Origin of the sequence: Paraeggerthella hominis (genome assembly GCF_021044775.1) — a bacterium.
In the GTDB taxonomy this organism is placed as follows: Bacteria; Actinomycetota; Coriobacteriia; order Coriobacteriales; family Eggerthellaceae; genus Paraeggerthella; species Paraeggerthella hominis.
In genome coordinates, this window is sequence record NZ_JAJNOQ010000004.1 from 36,983 (window position 1) to 52,166 (window position 15,184).

Sequence of the window (15,184 nt, forward strand, 5' to 3'; positions counted from 1 at the left end):
CGCTCTGTAACGGGAGCCCCCGTCAAAGCCTACTGCACGTCCGCGCTTGCGCGCCCCGCGTTCAGCCTTGCTGCTCGGAAGGGAATCGCCGCGTTGGCCGCCCGGGTCCTTTCAGCCGATGAGACCCGTCTCTGGAGGCGGCGCCGCTACCCGGCGCTGTCTTCGTCTTCGCATGTAACGATGCAGTATAGCGCATTTCGTCGAACGTGAGGAGATATTCCACGACGAAGCGGCGAACTGCGCCCCGCGCCGATTGACACTGGCACCACCCCGGCGCACGGGATTCCGGCCCGCGAAGAGGGAGAACGCAGGACCCGCGGCCGAACGGCGAAACGAGGCGAAACGCTACAGGATACGGTAGCTGACCGTGCGCAAGCCCCAGTCCAGACACGACGAGTACCCGAACGCCTTCCACACGCCGGGCTGCAGATCAAGAGAACGACGGCCTCCGTCCATGCCGCCGCAATCGTTGATGGTAGCGAACACGGTTTGCCCTGCGTAGGATATTTCGACGGTGCGTCCGTAGTACTGCCAGTAGTTCGGCCACGCCATGGGAACGGCCACGCCCATCGACCAGTCGTCGCAAACGGCGCCGGTAGCCGTTATGCCGGGGCTGGGCGTGTAGGGATCGGTGGATCCTCCATAAGCGGAAGCCACGCCCGTCGACCATCCGGCAGTGCTTTCACCAGGCGATTCGCTGGAGCCGCCGCCGGATCCGCCGCCGGAATCACCACCGGATCCGCCACCGGTATCGGGAACAACGGGATCCGGATCGGGCTCCACCGGCGTTGACGGAGGAACCACCGAAGGCCTGTCCACCGTGTTCGCGTCTTCGACCTCCACCGGATCCGTCACCGCGCCGGCAGCTGCCATCTCCTCTGCTTTGCGCTGCAGCTCGGCCAAGCGAGAAGCCTGGTCGCTTTCGGCGTTCTGCAGTCGCGAAGACGCGTCGGCCACCACCTTCTGCGCTTCCGCCTTCTTCGCTTCCAACTCCGCCAGCTTCTTTTCCTGTTCGTCTTTTTGGAAGTTCAAGCTATCCGCAAGATCTTGGAAACGCTTGCTGCGCTCCTGCTGCGCGGCAACCTCATCGGCCTGATACGTCATGATGCTGCTCAAATACGACATGTTGCGCAGAAGCTCGGAAAAATCGCCTGCGCCCAAGACCAGCTCGACAAGGGAGCGCGCCGAGCCGCCCGTGCGATACTCGTACACGGCCAATTTGCCCACCGCAGCGCGCCCCTCGACCACCGCTTTTTGAGCCTCCAAGACCTCCGCCGCCATGTCGTCGATCTGCGTTTGAAGTTTGTCGATCTCCTGCTTGAGCGTATCGTAATCGGAAGAAAGCGCGGCCATGCGGGATTCGGCAGCGCTCAAGCTGGAATGAGCGTCGTCGACCGCTTTCTGGGCGGCGCTCGCCTGGGCGTCCTCGTCAGCCCACGCGAAGCATCCAAGCGCGGCAAAGCCCGCCAAGACAATCGCCGTCAGCACCGCAGCAAGCAAAAGCGCAGCGCGAGAAAAAACCCTCACGAACGAACCTCCTGAACAGTAGGATGAACGAGCACTTTATCACGAGCGGCGCCCAATGCAGCTGCCAAGTCGACGATCAGGCGCTCGTTGTCTGTAAAGTAATCGCTATCGTAGTCGGCATCGGACATGATAGCCACCACGTACGGACCGTCCCCGGCAAGCACCACGCCCGCATCGTTGAGAGCTCCGGCGCCCGTTTGGGGAGTGTTTATCTCGAATCCAGGCTTCGAAAGCACCGTGCCGCGCGCACCGAGCGCAGCGCGCAGAAACGAGGAGTCCGTCTGAGACAAAAGACCGGCGCACCATGAGGCATGGCCCTGCCCGGCAGCCACGTACGACCCTACGTTCAACCACAGCTTGGCCAGGTCGAGCGGCGTGCAATACGGATACCACTCGCCTTCCCAGGCCCATGCGTCCACGCCTGCGGCGGCGCACCACGATTCGAAGTTCCCGTAACTGAAGCGCTCGCGCAACAACGCGTAGCCGGTGTTGTCCGAATGGACGATGGCATTGGCCAGCACGTCTTCCAAACGGTACTCTTCCTTATCGTCGAAAGCCATGACGCCCGTGCCCTCTACTGCCACGTCTTCGATCACCATGTCTTCGAAAGAAGCAAAGCCAAGGTCGATCTCGTCTTGCACCGCATAGACAACAAAGGGGGCTTTCATGGTGCTCGCGCAGAAAAACGCCTCGTCAGCATTGTAGTTCATGCCACGTTGGACCGAGAAATCATATACGACGAACCCAACTTCATAGCCAGCTTCGTGAAACGCGTCGACAGCCCGCACCACCTCGGGAGCTTCCTTGTTGTCAAGTTCGCGCGCAGCACCCGTTGCAGCGTCGAACACGCTCACAAGATCTGTCATGGGCGCCGCATCGAGCGCCGAACGCGCGATCTCTATTGCCGCGCGCGGATCCGAATTCGTTAATCGATCAGGAACGGCATCGGTCGATCCACGCTCTTCGCGCATGGAAGAACTTACCGGGAACGGTTTTTCGTGCCGGGTTGTGAAAGCGTCCGTTGCGCTGACGACCGCGCACGTTGCAACGGCCGTTGCAACGACCACCGCAGCTACGCCGATCCAACCGAGAGACCGACCGCGATGAATTCGCTTGTTCTGGGGCCAACCCGCCACGCACGCCTCCCCCCGGCGCGCCTGCGCCGTTCGATTCCCGGCGCTGCAACGCGCCTCCTGCATGCGCAGTATTCCCTAACGGCGGCCCAGCAACAAGCCTGCTCCCTTCAATTAACAAAGTATGGGCACGAGGTTTCCGCAACCCGATACCCTCCGCAGCGCAACGAGGGGCATCGGGCTGCAAGCGCAAAAACGTGCAGCTGCCTTAGTCGTCCAGCAGGGCCCCGATTGCCCGGCGACGGGATTTCGCCGCGCGGAACGAAACGTAGAAGGCAACCACAAGCAGGACGAACAGCAACGCCGCAATCGACAACCCCAGCACTGCGGCGGCAAACCATGCGGAGGCGCCAACCGAACCAAGTACCTGGAGTTCGGCGAGGACTCGCAAAAGTGCGATCAGGACGCCCGCGACCACCGCCGCAAGCCCCGACACCAAGGCGAAGTATCCGCCAGGGAAGCGGTCGGTTTCCGAAAAGCGGTTGCCATCGTCCGCGAACCCCTTGCGACTCTGAAGCACCGCACACGCAAGGCACGTCAGCAGCAGCCACGAGACCACCATGACGTGGAACATATCGAACTGCATAACCCCCGATCCCGTCATGTCGATCTCGTGCATCCACACGATCTGCCTGACCATGGTGTCGTAACCAAGCGCCACAAGAAGGCCGAACGTCAACATGATGAAGCCGACTTTGTAAATACGATTCGACTCGGCTTCCACCCGTTCGTCAACAGGGCCGACGTACGCCCTCCACTGCTCGATAAGCTTCATATCGCTACTCTCCTTCTTCCCAGAACAGGTCGTCAAGCGTTGCGCCCAGCACCTTGCATATCGCAATGCACAGGTTGAGCGTGGGGTTGTACCCACCGGCTTCGATAAGGCCGACGGTTTGGCGCGTCACCCCGACCGCCGCCGCCAACTCGGCTTGCGAAAGGCCGCACGCCACGCGCGCCGCCTTCATGCGCAAGTTCTTTTTCCCTCCCATAAATCACCTTCTCTTTTCCTGTTATGCCTAATATTCTGTACGCAATGTCATAAATATATTGCATATTGGGAAAAATGACAAGTATATGTTGCATTTTATTTTCGAAGTCGTCTTCCGCACGCGTTTCGGGCAAGCGAACGGGCGCCCCCTCCCGTCCGCACGGGAAGCGCCCTTGCCGTGCTGCAAGGTGACGCGCATTGCCGCTTGAGGCGTGCGAAGCGCCCCCGTCCGGCCCCTTGCAGCTTGGCAGCGCTTGAACCGTTGCCGTCCGAAACGCGCGAAACATCGCCGTCCGACTCTTCGCGAGGCGCCTCCGCACGAACCGCCGCCCCCGTCCGACCCCTTGCAGGCTTGGCAGCGCACGAACCGCCGCCCCCGTCCGACCCCTTGCAGGCTTGGCAGCGCACGAACCGCCGCCCCCGTCCGACCCCTTGCAGGCTTGGCAGCGCACGAAAAATCGCGTTCGCTGGCAGTTTTTTGCGGTTTGGGGTCCTCATGGCAGGCCCGCACGAACAGGTCGAGCGCTCGATAAATCACTGCGCTTCTCTGACCTGGTAAAACGCGATGCCGGACACGCGGCGTCAAAATCGCAAGCTCGTCCGACGACCGCAAACCGTCAGAACCTGCCAGCGAACGCGATTTTTCGTGCGCATGCGGTAGCGGATCCGACAAAGCGGATCCGATCATGCGAACGCGCGACCCTTCCGCGAAGCCCTCGCACGATTCGCGGACGTGCTACCATGAACGCCGCAGCAACTCGACCAACGCAAGGAGCAGCCGTGTCCGGAGTCGAAAACGTCCCCATTCGCATACGCCTGGCCACCGACGACGACGCCGCCGGCATCTTGTCCGTATACGCCCCTTACATCGACACGCCCATCACGTTCGAAGAATCGGTGCCCAGCGCAGAGGAATTCAGCGCACGCATAGCGCACATCCAAGCCGGCTACCCGTACCTTGTGGCAGAAACCGTCAGCACGCCCAACTCGGGCGAAACGCCGCGCATCGTTGGCTACGCGTACGCCCATGCGCAAGCCGAACGCGCCGCATACGGCTGGAACGCCGAGCTTTCGGTGTACCTGTCGCCCGAAACGCGCGGGCGCGGCCTGGGAACCGTGCTGTATCGCGCCCTTGTGGACCTGGTGCGCGAACAGGGCGTGAAAGCAGCGTATGCGCTGGTCACAGTGCCGAACGCTGCAAGCGAACACCTGCATGAAGCCTTCGGGTTCACGTGTATGGGCGTCCAGAAGAACGCGGGGTACACCTGCGGAGCGTGGCGCGACGTCGCCTGGCTCGTGCTTGCCCTTGCCCCGTTCGACGCAGAACCCGAACCCGTCGTCCCCTTCCCCACGTTGGCAAGCGAGCGGCCCGAAACGGTACGAAGCGTGCTCGCGCGCGCAAACGCCTGCGCGAAAGGCTGACCGATGCAAGCAGGCCGCCTTTTCGAGATCGTGTTCTTGCTCATGGAACGATCGCCGCGAACGACGGGCGATCTTGCAGCGCGGCTTGAGGTATCGGATCGCACGGTGCGCCGCGACGTCGAGGCGCTTTCGGCCGCAGGAGTTCCCGTATACATGACGCGCGGCAAGGGCGGCGGCGTGCACCTCATGAAGGGATACGTTCTAGATAAATCCCTTGTTACCGACAGGGAGAAAGACGACATCCTTGCCGCGCTTTCCGCGCTCAGGGCAACCGGAGCCGCCGACTCGCCCGCCACGCACGAACGGCTTGGGCGCCTGTTCCAACGGGAAGGCGCCGATTGGCTGGACATCGACCTTTCGTTTTGGGGCGCGCCGCCCGAATACAAGAACGTCTTCGACGTGGCACGACGGGCGATCCTCGAACGACGCCCCTTGCGATTCAGGTACCGAGACGCCGCGGAACGCACGAGCGAGCGCGTGGTCGAACCCGTCAAGCTCCTGTTCAAGGAGCGTTCCTGGTATATTCGCGCGTGGTGCCGGATGCGCGAGGACTGGCGCACGTTCAAGCTGTTCCGCATCGTATGGGACTCGATGGAGCTGTTGCCGGAAACGTTCGTCCCGCGCGAGCTTCCAGCCCAGATGCAGGAAGGCTATACGACCGCCTCGGCTGAACCGCTGGTGCTGCTGTTCAGCCCGCAAACGCCGCAAGACATCGGCCGCATTCGGGAAGAATTCGAACCGTCGGCCATCGAGCAGCTGGAAGACGGCCGCCTGCGCGTCCGTCTATCCTGCGACATAACCGAGCGCATGATGTTCTACCTGCTGTCGTTCGGCGACCGTTTGGAAGTAGCCGAACCCGTGCGCCTGCGCGCCTGGCTGCAATCGCAGGCGGAAGCGATCGCGCGGACGTACGAAACGCGAACCCCTTGAAAATCCCTTCGATTCTTGCTGTAGCGGACACGCCTTGTCCGGTTTTGTTTCATACAATCACCTTGCCATCGAAACCAAAATCGAGAGGAACTGCCATGGAGTACACGATCGTCGAGCTTCCCGAGCGCACCGTTGCGGGAATCACCCTGCGCACCGCCAACGACAGCCCTTCCTGCACCGCGGACATCGGCGGCCTATGGCAGCGGTTCATGGAAGAGGGCATGGACAAGAGCGTGCCGGGGGCGATTGCGAACCCCTACCCCTGCTTCGCGCTTTACTACAACTACGACCTGGCCACGAACGAGTACGACCTGCTCATCGGCTGCGAGACGAACGAAGCCGAAGCCGGCTCCGCACGCCAGGTTATACCGGCCGGCCGCTACGCGAAGGTGGAGATCCGCGGCGGCGACTGCGTGGAGAGCGTGCAGAAGGCCTGGATGGACATCTGGACCGACGAAGCGCTCATGGCGCAACGGTCGTTCACCGTCGACTTCGAAGCGTACCTGCCCGGCGAAGACATGAGCTGCGCCGACATCGATATATTCGTGGCTTTGGCGTAAAGGAGCTTCAGTGAGCGAACGCGACAACGCACTAGGACCTCAGGGGAATCGCCGCGGCACCGTACTTGCGTTCCTGCCCGATCGATTCGCAGATTGGGAGGTGGGGCATGCCTGCTCTGAAATCAACAAACCCGAAACCGGATATGCCGTGCGCACCATGGCGACGCGGCAGGGCAATGTGCGGTCGATAGGGGGACTGACCGTAGTGCCCGATTTGACGGCGGAGCGCGACGAGGTTCCCGAAGATTTGGCCCTGGCGATTCTCGTGGGCGGCGAAAGCTGGCAAGAACCGGACATCGTACGCGCGGGCGCGTGGCTGGTGGACGCGTGCCTGGCCCGCGCGGTGCCGGTAGCTGCAATCTACGGCGCATGCTCGTTTCTAGCCGAACGCGGCTACTTGGACGACTGCGATCACACGGGCAACGCGGACTACGAGTTTGCCCAGCTAGCACCCCATTATCGGGGCCACGATCGATTCCGGAACCAGCCCGTCGTAGACGGCGGGCGCTTCATCACCGCGAATGGCGCCGCGGGAATCGAACTGGCGTGCGCGCTGTTCGGACGCCTCGATATCAAGCCGTGGGGCAACGTCGAGACCTGGCGCACCGCATTCAAACGCGGGGCATTCGCATAGCACGGGCAAAGGAGCGCAAACCATGCACGACTACATAGACGCATACCTGCTTGCCAAGCCGGGCTGCACCAAAGATTACAAGGCGGAATGGGACTGGTGGCGCTACCAGGTTGGCGGAAAGATGTTCGCTGCCGCCATGAAGCCCGGCCAAGAGCACGCCGCCGCATACGCAGGTCGCTCGCTCCTGTCGCTCAAATGCGATCCAGCCTGGTCAGTTGCATTGCGCAGCGAGCATGCCGACATCCTGCCCGGCTTTTACGCCGACAAGCGCCACTGGATATCCATCGACCTGGACGGCGCGGTGCCCGACGAACTGCTGTACGAATTGTGCGATCATTCCTACAGCCTGGTATTCGGCAAGCTGACGAAAAAAGCGCAGCGCGAGATAATCGGCAATCCAGTCATCTGAGTCAAGGAGGATAGCCTCATGACATTCGATTTCACGAAGGAACACAAAGACCTTTACGTTCCGAAGACGAAGCCGGCGCTCGTGGAGGCGCCTGCCATGACGTTCATCGCCGTTGCCGGCGAGGGCGACCCCAACGACGAAAACGGCGCGTACGCGCAGGCCGTGGGACTTCTGTACGCCTTGTCGTACACCATCAGAATGGCGAAAAACGGCGATTGGCAACCGGATGGCTACTTTGAATACAAGGTAGCGCCGCTCGAAGGCCTTTGGTGGACGGCCTCCGGCGGCTTCGACGGACGTCGCATTACAGACAAAAGCAAGCTGCAATGGGTCTCTTTGATTCGACAGCCCGACTTCGTGACGACCGAAACCTTCACTTGGGCGCGCGAAAAGGCAGCCGCGAAAAAACCGGGGCTGGACACCGCGCAAGCTCGCCTGGTCCGCTTCGCCGAAGGCCCCTGCGCGCAGGTTCTGCATCGCGGTCCTTACGACGACGAGCCGGCCACCGTCGCAGCCCTGTCCGCCTTCATAGCCGACTCCCACCTGAAAGACGACATCGCCGATCCCGAGAACGCACGCGCGCTGCTCGCCGAGCTTGACGCGAACGGCGGCGTGCCCGGCGTGCGCCTGCATCACGAGATCTACCTGAGCGACCCGCGTCGATCCAAGCCGGAGAACCTGCGCACCGTGGTTCGCCACCCGGTGAGACCTGCGTCAGCTTAGCCTACACGCCTACGCTGACGGATTCCGGAAGCGTGGAGCCGCCGTCGATAACGAACTGGGAGCCGGTAATGTAGCTGGACTCGTCGCTGCCGAGAAACGCGGCCAGCTCCCCCACTTCTTCGGGACGGGCCAGCCTTCGCATCGGGATAGCCTTCGCCATCTCGGTCAAGACGCTTTCCGGATCGTCGGGATTCGACTGCTGGGCGATGCTCTCGGCCATGGGAGTGACCACGTACCCGGGCTGGAAGCAGTTGACGCGAATGTTGCGGGCGGCGAATTCCACGGCCAGTGCCTTCGTCAAGCCCACGAGCGCCGCTTTCGACAGCGCGTAGGCGCATTCGCCCGGGTCGGCAACAAGGTCGCCCGTTACCGACGAGGTGATGACCACGCTGCCGCCGCCCTGCTCGACCATGACGGGAAGCGCGGCGCGCGCGGTGTTCCATACGCCCTTGATATTGACGTCGATGTGGAAATCGCGATCGGCGTCCGTCATGCTCAGGAAGTCTCCCAACCGACACACGCCCGCATTCGCGCACAGCACGTCCAAGCTCCCGAACGTCTCGACGGTGCGCGCGACCGCAGATGCAAGCGCAGCGGAATCCGTAACGTCCAGGACGAACGCGACGGCCTCGTGCCCGGCCTCCCGCAGATCGGCGGCAACGTCCTCCACGCGCGCAGACACGTCGGCCAAGGCCACGCGGGCGCCGTGCTTCGCGCACACGCGCGCAATGCCCTCGCCGATACCCTGAGACGCTCCCGTGACGAATGCAACCTTGCCTTCGAGCTTTGCCATGGCAGATCTCCTAGCCGTACGATTTCACCATCGTTCTCAGGGCGATTGTAGCATGGGGCGCCTTCCTGGCCGAGGAAAGGGAGCGCACGTCAAACAACCGAAACCAACGCAACCTACAGCGGCCTGCCTGCAACTGAAGCTCGCCCATTTGCAACTGGGCGCACCTGCCTTGTGCGCCGCCGGAAGGTCGGGGATACTGTCGGCATCGGCCGATGCACTACCCGCTTCAACCCCAATCGAAAGCGATGCCATGAACGTAACCATTACCGAAATCCCTCGAGCGAACGGCATCAGCGTGGCCATCGAATGCCCGCGGATAGACGAGCGCGTGCAGCGCATCGTCGCCTCGCTCAACGCGTTCGATCGCAAGCTCACCGGCACCCGCGACGGCGCAACCCTGATCGTTGCAATCGGGGACGTCCTGTACGCCGAAACCGTAGACGGCTCCACGTTCCTGTACCTGAAGGACGCCGTACTGGAAACGCCGCTTCGCCTGTACGAGCTGGAGGACCGGCTAGCCGGAACCGAATTCGTGCGCGCCTCCAAGCAGTTGCTGGCAAATTTCGACCACGTTGCAGGCATCAAACCGTACCTGAACGCCCGACTCCAGCTGCTGCTGGACAACGGCGAAACCGTCATCGTATCGCGTCAGTACGCTCCCGCCATCAAGCAGAAGATCGGGCTGTAGCCCGCAGCAAAGGAGTTCGCCATGAAGCGCATAGCCATTCAAACCGCCCTTACCATCTGCGTTTTCTTCACCGTGTCCATGATCGTGTGCCTAGTCATGGGCTACATCTTCGCAGGTCCCAGCTACGGGCTGAACCTCACCGCCTCGCTGCTGATCGCCACCGTGTCGATCGGCGTGCTGCAAGCCTTCTGGTTCACCGAAGCGGTGCTCAAAAAGCCCGCTTACCTTGCCCGCATGATCGGATTCGACGCATGCGCGCTGCCCGCGCTAGCCGCCTGCGCCTGGATCGGCGCCTGGTTTCCCCCGGACATTCCCCTTGCGTGGGTCGAGTTCGTCGTGATCTTCTTCATCATATCCGCCTTGTCGACCATCGGGTACAACGCCTATTTCCGCAGGACCGCCGGCAGCTACGAGCAGGCGCTCGCCCGCTACCGCAAGCAGCAAAGCACCCAAGCGGACACGCGCACAGCGGATTCCGAACGGAAGCGATAGCACCCGCCGCAACCAGCTTTCCGCCGCTGAGGAAATCGTCGAGCGCGACTTTACGCCAGCGGCAGCTTCACCACACAGCGCGCGCCGCCCTTGCTCCGGTTGGATATCTCGAAGGATCCGCCGTGCGCCGCCGCGATGTCGTCCACAATGGAAAGGCCCAGACCGAAGTGGCCGGCCTCGGCGTTGCGATCCGCGGACCCCGTGAAGAAGCGCTCCTTTCCGCGCTCCAACGCAGCTGCGGAAAACCCGGGGCCTTCGTCTTCCACCGTCATGCGCAAGCAGCCTTCGGTCACGTCGAACGTCACCGACACCTCCGAGCCGGCAGGAGCGTGCTCGACGGCGTTCGACACCAAGTTCGCAATAGCCCGAACAAGGCTGGTCGCATCACCGCGAACAGCACCCGAGCACGTGGCGTCGAAGGAAAGCGCCGTCCCGCCCGCATCGCACAGCTGCCGCGCCTGGCGCCGCACCTCGTCGGCCAGAACGGCAACATCCACATCGGAGGCAACGGCAGGATCGCCCGCCTGGGAAGCCTCGACCAAAAGCCGTACGTAGCCTTCCATGCGTCGCACGCTATCGGACATATCCTCGACGCATGCACGCTGCTCCTCGTCGAGCGCGGTCTCGTGCAGCAGGTCGGCGTTCCAGCGCGCAACGGCCAACGGCGTTTTGAGATCGTGCGCAAGCGCCGACACCTGCCGGCGGCGCGCATCGTCGGCGGCCCAACGCGCCTGCAGAGAATCGGCCAGCGCCGCGCGCATGCGTTCCATGGCGCGCAATACGTCGTTCACCTCGCGCACGTTGGTCGACCCCACGGCAAAGTCGAGGTCCTGCCGCTCGATCTGAGCCACGGCTTCGGCCAAAGGCTGCATCTTGCGGGATATCACCCGCGCCGCGCGCACGGCGATCAGCGCGACCGTGGCAACGAACAGGACGAAGAACGCACCGATGAGCAGCGTCTGAGGATCGGGAAGCGCATCGCGCAGGGCCCGAGACGTGAAATCGGGAACGAAGTCGTATTGCAGCGCGCACCGGTTTCCATTCGGCAGCACGGCCGTTGCCTGCTGGCGGACCCCGCCCAAGCCGTCAAAGCCCGCAACGGTCGATCCGTCCTGAACGACCGTCCACGCAGCTGCCCGGTCGCCGTCCGCCATATCGGATGCGAGCACGCGCCCTTCCGCATCAAATACGCACCAGCGATAGCACGAAGGGACGTCCGCAGGCTCGACCGCGCCGGATTCGAGCGCGGCGACCATGTCGGGAGCGCGCTCGTCGGCATAATTGGCAACGTAGACGAGCCCGCTGCTGGCCATCAAGCTGAACGTCGTCCAGAAGCCGACCAGCAGCAACGCCACCGCAACCAGAACGTAGCCGAAATAGCGTACGATAATCAGCGCCAACGGAACGCCGCGACGCGAGGCGGACAAACCCGATCGCTCGTCCTCCGCATGCGTGGCACCCGCCTTGACCCGTGCAGTCCGCGACTGCGCGCCCCCTAAAGCTCCCATTTGTAACCCACGCCCCAAACCGTGCCGATAGGATTGACTCCCATCGCTCTGAACTTCGCCCGAATGGCGCTGACGTGGGCGGTGATGGTTTCGGCGCTGGCCAGCGAATCCCAACCGGACACCTCCTCGAGCAGCGCGTCTTTGGAGAACACCTGACCGCGGCGGCGCGCCATCAGCTCGCAAAGCGCGTACTCGGTAGGCGTCAGCCGAACGGGAACGCCGTCGACTGCAACCTCTTTGGCCGCAAGGTCGATGCGCACGGGTCCGAACGCAAGCGCCACATGGTGGTCGCGCTGCTCTCGTCGCAGGTGAGCCGCCACCTTCGCGCGCAACTCGGCTGCTCCGCACGGCTTGCGGATGTAATCGTCGGCCCCCAAACCGTAGCCGATCACGGCATCGCCTTCCTCGGTTTTGGCGGTAAGGAACAGGATGGGGCAGTCTACCCGGTCGCGCATGCGGCGCACCAGTTCGAAGCCGTCCATATCGGGCATCATCACATCGGTGATGACAAGATCGAACCGAGCAAGGTCAAGATCGAGCGCGCGCGTCGGACGGGACTCCGCAACCACCGTATGACCGTCCCGCTCGAGCACGCGCGCAAGCGCATCGAGAATAGCCTTCTCGTCATCGATCACCAGCAAGCGAGCCATGCCGCTCCTTTCGCCCTTCATCGCCGCAGGCCGCTATCTCGCAAGCCCCTTTGCGCGACATCGGTCTTTTCGGCTTCATTGTACCTTGAGCGCCTTACTCCCCGGCGCGCTTCTTGTCTTCGAAACGATCCGCGCCTACGAGGAGCGCCGCTACGAGCGCGATCGTCGAAACGGCGCACGCGATGCCGATGCGCACGAGCGCGTCGACGAGTACCGCCACAACCTGCGCCCCGGCCGACAGCGGACCGGCTATCGCCAGCTCTATGGCCAGCGATGCGAAACGCGAAGGCCATGCAAACGGGATGAAAACGGCAGCGTTCGCGCCGAACGATCCGCTCAGCGTACCGGTGACCAGCCCGTTTGCCAAACCGCCCATCGAGGCGAGCGCCACGCCGAATCCGATTGCGCCCAACCCGATGGCTGCGTTTCTTCCGAAGCGCAGCGCAACCCACAGCGAAAGGGCGTACAGCGCCGCGCTGCCCGCCGCGATGCCGCACGCACTCGCAAGGCACGCCGCCAGCGAAGGAGCGTCTCGCCCCGCCGCGACGACGATCCCCCAGAACAGCACCGCCGCAACAAGCGCAGCCGCGAAGCCGAGCGCCAGCAGCACCGCGCCCTTCGCCGCGAACGCGATCCTGCGCGACGGCACGCCCAGCAGGTTCGCACAATCGCCGGCCTCGCGTTCCGCATCCACGGAAAGGCCGCACGACAAGCCCACGATCAGGGGCGCACCGGCGCCCAGCAGCTGGAAGAACGCATCGGCGCCCAGCAGGCTGTCCCAAGCGGAGCTCGCGAAATACGCACCGGCGGCCGCCCCCAGGGCCAGCGCGATCACCAGGTGCATCGCCGCAAGCGGCGAGCGGCGCACGCGCACGATCTCCGAGCGAACCGCACGCCCGAACGTCATCCGAACCGCCATTTCGCCTCCCTCCTTCCATGCCATCGCGCACCGAACACGGCCAGCGCGACGAAGATCGCAACGGCGATGCCAAGCCCCTGCATCGCCTCCCACCCGAACGACAGCAACGGATCGCCCGCCTCAAGCGGCACGCCTGAAGGCGCGACGCCCATGAACGGCGACACCGCGCGCAGGGCGGTTGCCGGAGGAAAGAGGAACCATGCGGAGCTCGTCCAGAACGCGATGCCCGCTCCCAGCTGCAGCGCGACGGGAATCGCAATGCCCACAAGCGTGCCGAAACGCGTGGTAAGCACAAGCCCCGCCGGAACCATCCAGGCGTTTCCGACAACCAACAGCACCGCTGCGACCAGGCCCGCCGCCGCAGATGGCGCATCATAACCCAGAAGGTTCACCGCGACGCCAGCCGTCAGCACCACCAGGTTCGCCGCCAGCGCAAGCACCAACGCGTACGCGGTCTTGGCCCACCACGCGCTCGACGGGGGCAGCGGCAACCCAAGAACGGGCCGCAGCTTCTGCCGCGCGTCGATGTTGGCGATCGATGCGGTCATGAGCGCGACGGCAACGGGGAGCATGAGCGCGTACCAGTAGTTCCAGCCGTACGTGGCAAACGCCCCGATCGCGCCGCCGCCGAACACGCCGGCCGCCGCCATGCCCATCGCGCAGAACGGCAACGGAGCAACCAATGCGATTTTGCGAGGTGCGGCACGCTTGCCCTTGAGCACTTCGGCCCTGAATGCTGCCGCATAGGCGGCAAACGCGAAAGGGCACCCGGTACGGGCGGCGCAAGCGCGGGACTGCTCCGCGTTCGCTGCGCACTCGTCTGATCGCCGCGCCCTCATCGCATGCCCCCGTCCTCGCCAGCAGCCCTGCGTTCCACTGCCACCCGACGGCACACGTCCATGAACAGCCACTCGAGATCGGTGCCGGGCGCAAGCTCGTCTTCGTACGCCAAGCAGCCCTCGGCGATGATGCCCACATGGTCAGCCGTATGCGACACCTCGGTCAGAATATGGCTCGACACCACCACCGTCACGCCCTGCGCGGGAAGCGAACGTATCAGGCCGCGCAGCTCCTCGATGCCGATAGGGTCAAGCCCGTTGGTCGGCTCGTCCAAGATGAGCAAGCGCGGACGATCGAGCAGCGCAAGCGCAATGCCCAGACGCTGCTTCATGCCCATCGAGAACTGCCCCGCGCGCTTCTTGCCGGTTGCGGCCAGATCGACCGTTTGCAGCACCTCGTCGATGCGCGCCTCGGGGATTCCCAGCAGCGTCGTGCGCACGCGCAGGTTTTCGCGAGCCGTGAGGTTAGCGTACACCGGCGGGTTCTCGATAAGCGACCCGATGCGGTATAAATCACTGCGACACCACGGTTGACCTGCGAATAGGATATCGCCCTCGGTAGGGCGCAGCATGCCTGCGACCATCTTGAGCGTTGTGGACTTCCCCGCCCCGTTCGGACCCAAAAGGCCGTACACGGCACCTTCGGGAACATGCAAGGACACGCGGTCGACCGCCGTTTGGGCGCCCGATCCGCGACCGAATCGCTTGGTGAGATTCCTGGTTTCAAGCAGGTGGCTCATGCTGGCTTCCTTTCCTTCGCCTTCTTCGCAATCCACGATACGAGCCGTTTCTCAAGGATTTCTAAAGGAAGCGGAAAACGAGGACGCGAACGCGTTCGCGAAAAAAGGCGCACAGCAAAAAGTCAACGGCTCGCACGTTCATGCACGTGCGCCGCTCGCCGAATCGCGCAGCCCGTGCATGAAGACCAACCGACCGCTGGCCTGCTGCGGCGAGCCTCGCGTGCAAGAA

General features: G+C 63.4%; 18 protein-coding genes and 1 pseudogene. 8 read left to right on the plus strand and 11 right to left on the minus strand.

Annotated elements, in window-relative coordinates; genetic code table 11:
• Nucleotides 1–345: 345 nt before the first annotated feature.
• The 4 genes from LQE90_RS05585 to LQE90_RS05600 all read right to left on the minus strand — a co-directional run bounded on the left by LQE90_RS05585 (nucleotide 346) and on the right by LQE90_RS05600 (nucleotide 3,649).
• Nucleotides 346–1,527, minus strand: coding sequence for a coiled-coil domain-containing protein (locus tag LQE90_RS05585; RefSeq protein ID WP_216528832.1), 1,182 nt, complete (start codon nucleotides 1,525–1,527; stop codon nucleotides 346–348).
• Complete coding sequence (locus LQE90_RS05590; RefSeq protein WP_216528831.1) at nucleotides 1,524–2,498, minus strand: serine hydrolase; 975 nt, start codon at nucleotides 2,496–2,498, stop codon at nucleotides 1,524–1,526. The genes LQE90_RS05585 and LQE90_RS05590 overlap by 4 nt, the downstream gene beginning before the upstream one ends.
• Before the next feature lie 370 nt (nucleotides 2,499–2,868).
• The gene (locus LQE90_RS05595) at nucleotides 2,869–3,435 is read right to left on the minus strand and encodes a hypothetical protein (RefSeq protein WP_216528830.1); all 567 of its coding nucleotides are present in this window, start codon (nucleotides 3,433–3,435) and stop codon (nucleotides 2,869–2,871) included.
• Between the two features lie 4 nt (nucleotides 3,436–3,439).
• On the minus strand, nucleotides 3,440–3,649 hold the full coding sequence (locus tag LQE90_RS05600) for a helix-turn-helix transcriptional regulator (RefSeq protein WP_114567647.1): 210 nt from the start codon (nucleotides 3,647–3,649) through the stop codon (nucleotides 3,440–3,442).
• 779 nt (nucleotides 3,650–4,428) lie between these two features.
• Between LQE90_RS05600 and LQE90_RS05605 the strand changes: the two genes are divergently transcribed.
• The 6 genes from LQE90_RS05605 (at nucleotide 4,429) to LQE90_RS05630 (ending at nucleotide 8,326) form a co-directional block, all read left to right on the plus strand.
• Nucleotides 4,429–5,070 (plus strand): GNAT family N-acetyltransferase, encoded by a 642-nt coding sequence (locus LQE90_RS05605; RefSeq protein ID WP_231088216.1) that lies wholly within the window; start codon nucleotides 4,429–4,431, stop codon nucleotides 5,068–5,070.
• Between the two features lie 3 nt (nucleotides 5,071–5,073).
• A complete protein-coding gene (locus tag LQE90_RS05610) occupies nucleotides 5,074–6,000 on the plus strand; it encodes a helix-turn-helix transcriptional regulator (protein ID WP_216528828.1) in 927 nt (308 codons plus the stop codon).
• 95 nt (nucleotides 6,001–6,095) lie between these two features.
• Nucleotides 6,096–6,560 carry a GyrI-like domain-containing protein gene (locus tag LQE90_RS05615; protein WP_114567650.1) on the plus strand — a complete coding sequence of 155 codons (465 nt, stop codon included), beginning with the start codon at nucleotides 6,096–6,098 and terminating at the stop codon, nucleotides 6,558–6,560.
• Nucleotides 6,561–6,570: 10 nt separating this feature from the next.
• The gene (locus tag LQE90_RS05620) at nucleotides 6,571–7,194 is read left to right on the plus strand and encodes a DJ-1/PfpI family protein (RefSeq protein ID WP_216528827.1); all 624 of its coding nucleotides are present in this window, start codon (nucleotides 6,571–6,573) and stop codon (nucleotides 7,192–7,194) included.
• 22 nt (nucleotides 7,195–7,216) lie between these two features.
• Nucleotides 7,217–7,603 carry an MmcQ/YjbR family DNA-binding protein gene (locus LQE90_RS05625; RefSeq protein ID WP_216528826.1) on the plus strand — a complete coding sequence of 129 codons (387 nt, stop codon included), beginning with the start codon at nucleotides 7,217–7,219 and terminating at the stop codon, nucleotides 7,601–7,603.
• Between the two features lie 18 nt (nucleotides 7,604–7,621).
• Nucleotides 7,622–8,326 carry a GyrI-like domain-containing protein gene (locus tag LQE90_RS05630; protein ID WP_216528825.1) on the plus strand — a complete coding sequence of 235 codons (705 nt, stop codon included), beginning with the start codon at nucleotides 7,622–7,624 and terminating at the stop codon, nucleotides 8,324–8,326.
• A 1-nt stretch (nucleotide 8,327) separates the two neighbouring features.
• Here LQE90_RS05630 and ucpA read toward each other — a convergent pair whose 3' ends face one another.
• Complete coding sequence (gene ucpA, locus LQE90_RS05635) at nucleotides 8,328–9,119, minus strand: SDR family oxidoreductase UcpA (protein WP_216528824.1); 792 nt, start codon at nucleotides 9,117–9,119, stop codon at nucleotides 8,328–8,330.
• Between the two features lie 250 nt (nucleotides 9,120–9,369).
• Here ucpA and LQE90_RS05640 point away from each other — a divergent pair, with 250 nt between their 5' ends.
• Both LQE90_RS05640 and LQE90_RS05645 read left to right on the plus strand, forming a co-directional pair.
• Nucleotides 9,370–9,807 carry a LytTR family DNA-binding domain-containing protein gene (locus LQE90_RS05640; RefSeq protein WP_216528823.1) on the plus strand — a complete coding sequence of 146 codons (438 nt, stop codon included), beginning with the start codon at nucleotides 9,370–9,372 and terminating at the stop codon, nucleotides 9,805–9,807.
• Nucleotides 9,808–9,828: 21 nt separating this feature from the next.
• Nucleotides 9,829–10,299, plus strand: coding sequence for a hypothetical protein (locus tag LQE90_RS05645; protein ID WP_114567656.1), 471 nt, complete (start codon nucleotides 9,829–9,831; stop codon nucleotides 10,297–10,299).
• Nucleotides 10,300–10,349: 50 nt separating this feature from the next.
• Here the strand turns inward: LQE90_RS05645 and LQE90_RS05650 are convergent, their stop codons facing one another.
• The 6 genes and pseudogenes from LQE90_RS05650 to LQE90_RS05670 form a co-directional block, all read right to left on the minus strand.
• Nucleotides 10,350–11,807: a sensor histidine kinase gene (locus LQE90_RS05650; protein WP_216528822.1), complete on the minus strand. Its 1,458-nt coding sequence runs from the start codon at nucleotides 11,805–11,807 to the stop codon at nucleotides 10,350–10,352.
• Nucleotides 11,795–11,980, minus strand: a complete 186-nt coding sequence (locus LQE90_RS12555; protein ID WP_370632890.1) for a winged helix-turn-helix domain-containing protein — start codon at nucleotides 11,978–11,980, stop codon at nucleotides 11,795–11,797. The genes LQE90_RS05650 and LQE90_RS12555 overlap by 13 nt, the downstream gene beginning before the upstream one ends.
• 156 nt (nucleotides 11,981–12,136) lie before the next feature.
• A pseudogene (locus LQE90_RS12560) lies at nucleotides 12,137–12,478 on the minus strand (response regulator); the annotation flags it as partial.
• A 73-nt stretch (nucleotides 12,479–12,551) separates the two neighbouring features.
• Nucleotides 12,552–13,376 carry an ABC-2 family transporter permease gene (locus LQE90_RS05660; RefSeq protein ID WP_216528821.1) on the minus strand — a complete coding sequence of 275 codons (825 nt, stop codon included), beginning with the start codon at nucleotides 13,374–13,376 and terminating at the stop codon, nucleotides 12,552–12,554.
• Complete coding sequence (locus LQE90_RS05665; protein ID WP_231088217.1) at nucleotides 13,361–14,215, minus strand: lantibiotic immunity ABC transporter MutE/EpiE family permease subunit; 855 nt, start codon at nucleotides 14,213–14,215, stop codon at nucleotides 13,361–13,363. The genes LQE90_RS05660 and LQE90_RS05665 overlap by 16 nt, the downstream gene beginning before the upstream one ends.
• Nucleotides 14,212–14,955: a lantibiotic protection ABC transporter ATP-binding protein gene (locus tag LQE90_RS05670; protein ID WP_216528820.1), complete on the minus strand. Its 744-nt coding sequence runs from the start codon at nucleotides 14,953–14,955 to the stop codon at nucleotides 14,212–14,214. The genes LQE90_RS05665 and LQE90_RS05670 overlap by 4 nt, the downstream gene beginning before the upstream one ends.
• Nucleotides 14,956–15,184: the final 229 nt, after the last annotated feature.

Coding starts and splice junctions, on each gene's coding strand:
- LQE90_RS05645 (WP_114567656.1), top strand. CDS start 9,829: ATGAAGCGCATAGCCATTCAAACCGCCCTTACCATCTGCGTTTTCTTC.
- LQE90_RS05660 (WP_216528821.1), bottom strand. CDS start 13,376: ATGGCGGTTCGGATGACGTTCGGGCGTGCGGTTCGCTCGGAGATCGTG.
- LQE90_RS05615 (WP_114567650.1), top strand. CDS start 6,096: ATGGAGTACACGATCGTCGAGCTTCCCGAGCGCACCGTTGCGGGAATC.
- ucpA (WP_216528824.1), bottom strand. CDS start 9,119: ATGGCAAAGCTCGAAGGCAAGGTTGCATTCGTCACGGGAGCGTCTCAG.
- LQE90_RS05610 (WP_216528828.1), top strand. CDS start 5,074: ATGCAAGCAGGCCGCCTTTTCGAGATCGTGTTCTTGCTCATGGAACGA.
- LQE90_RS05650 (WP_216528822.1), bottom strand. CDS start 11,807: ATGGGAGCTTTAGGGGGCGCGCAGTCGCGGACTGCACGGGTCAAGGCG.
- LQE90_RS05630 (WP_216528825.1), top strand. CDS start 7,622: ATGACATTCGATTTCACGAAGGAACACAAAGACCTTTACGTTCCGAAG.
- LQE90_RS05640 (WP_216528823.1), top strand. CDS start 9,370: ATGAACGTAACCATTACCGAAATCCCTCGAGCGAACGGCATCAGCGTG.
- LQE90_RS05595 (WP_216528830.1), bottom strand. CDS start 3,435: ATGAAGCTTATCGAGCAGTGGAGGGCGTACGTCGGCCCTGTTGACGAA.
- LQE90_RS05665 (WP_231088217.1), bottom strand. CDS start 14,215: ATGAGGGCGCGGCGATCAGACGAGTGCGCAGCGAACGCGGAGCAGTCC.
- LQE90_RS05590 (WP_216528831.1), bottom strand. CDS start 2,498: ATGCGCGAAGAGCGTGGATCGACCGATGCCGTTCCTGATCGATTAACG.
- LQE90_RS05670 (WP_216528820.1), bottom strand. CDS start 14,955: ATGAGCCACCTGCTTGAAACCAGGAATCTCACCAAGCGATTCGGTCGC.
- LQE90_RS12555 (WP_370632890.1), bottom strand. CDS start 11,980: ATGGCGCGCCGCCGCGGTCAGGTGTTCTCCAAAGACGCGCTGCTCGAG.
- LQE90_RS05600 (WP_114567647.1), bottom strand. CDS start 3,649: ATGGGAGGGAAAAAGAACTTGCGCATGAAGGCGGCGCGCGTGGCGTGC.
- LQE90_RS05625 (WP_216528826.1), top strand. CDS start 7,217: ATGCACGACTACATAGACGCATACCTGCTTGCCAAGCCGGGCTGCACC.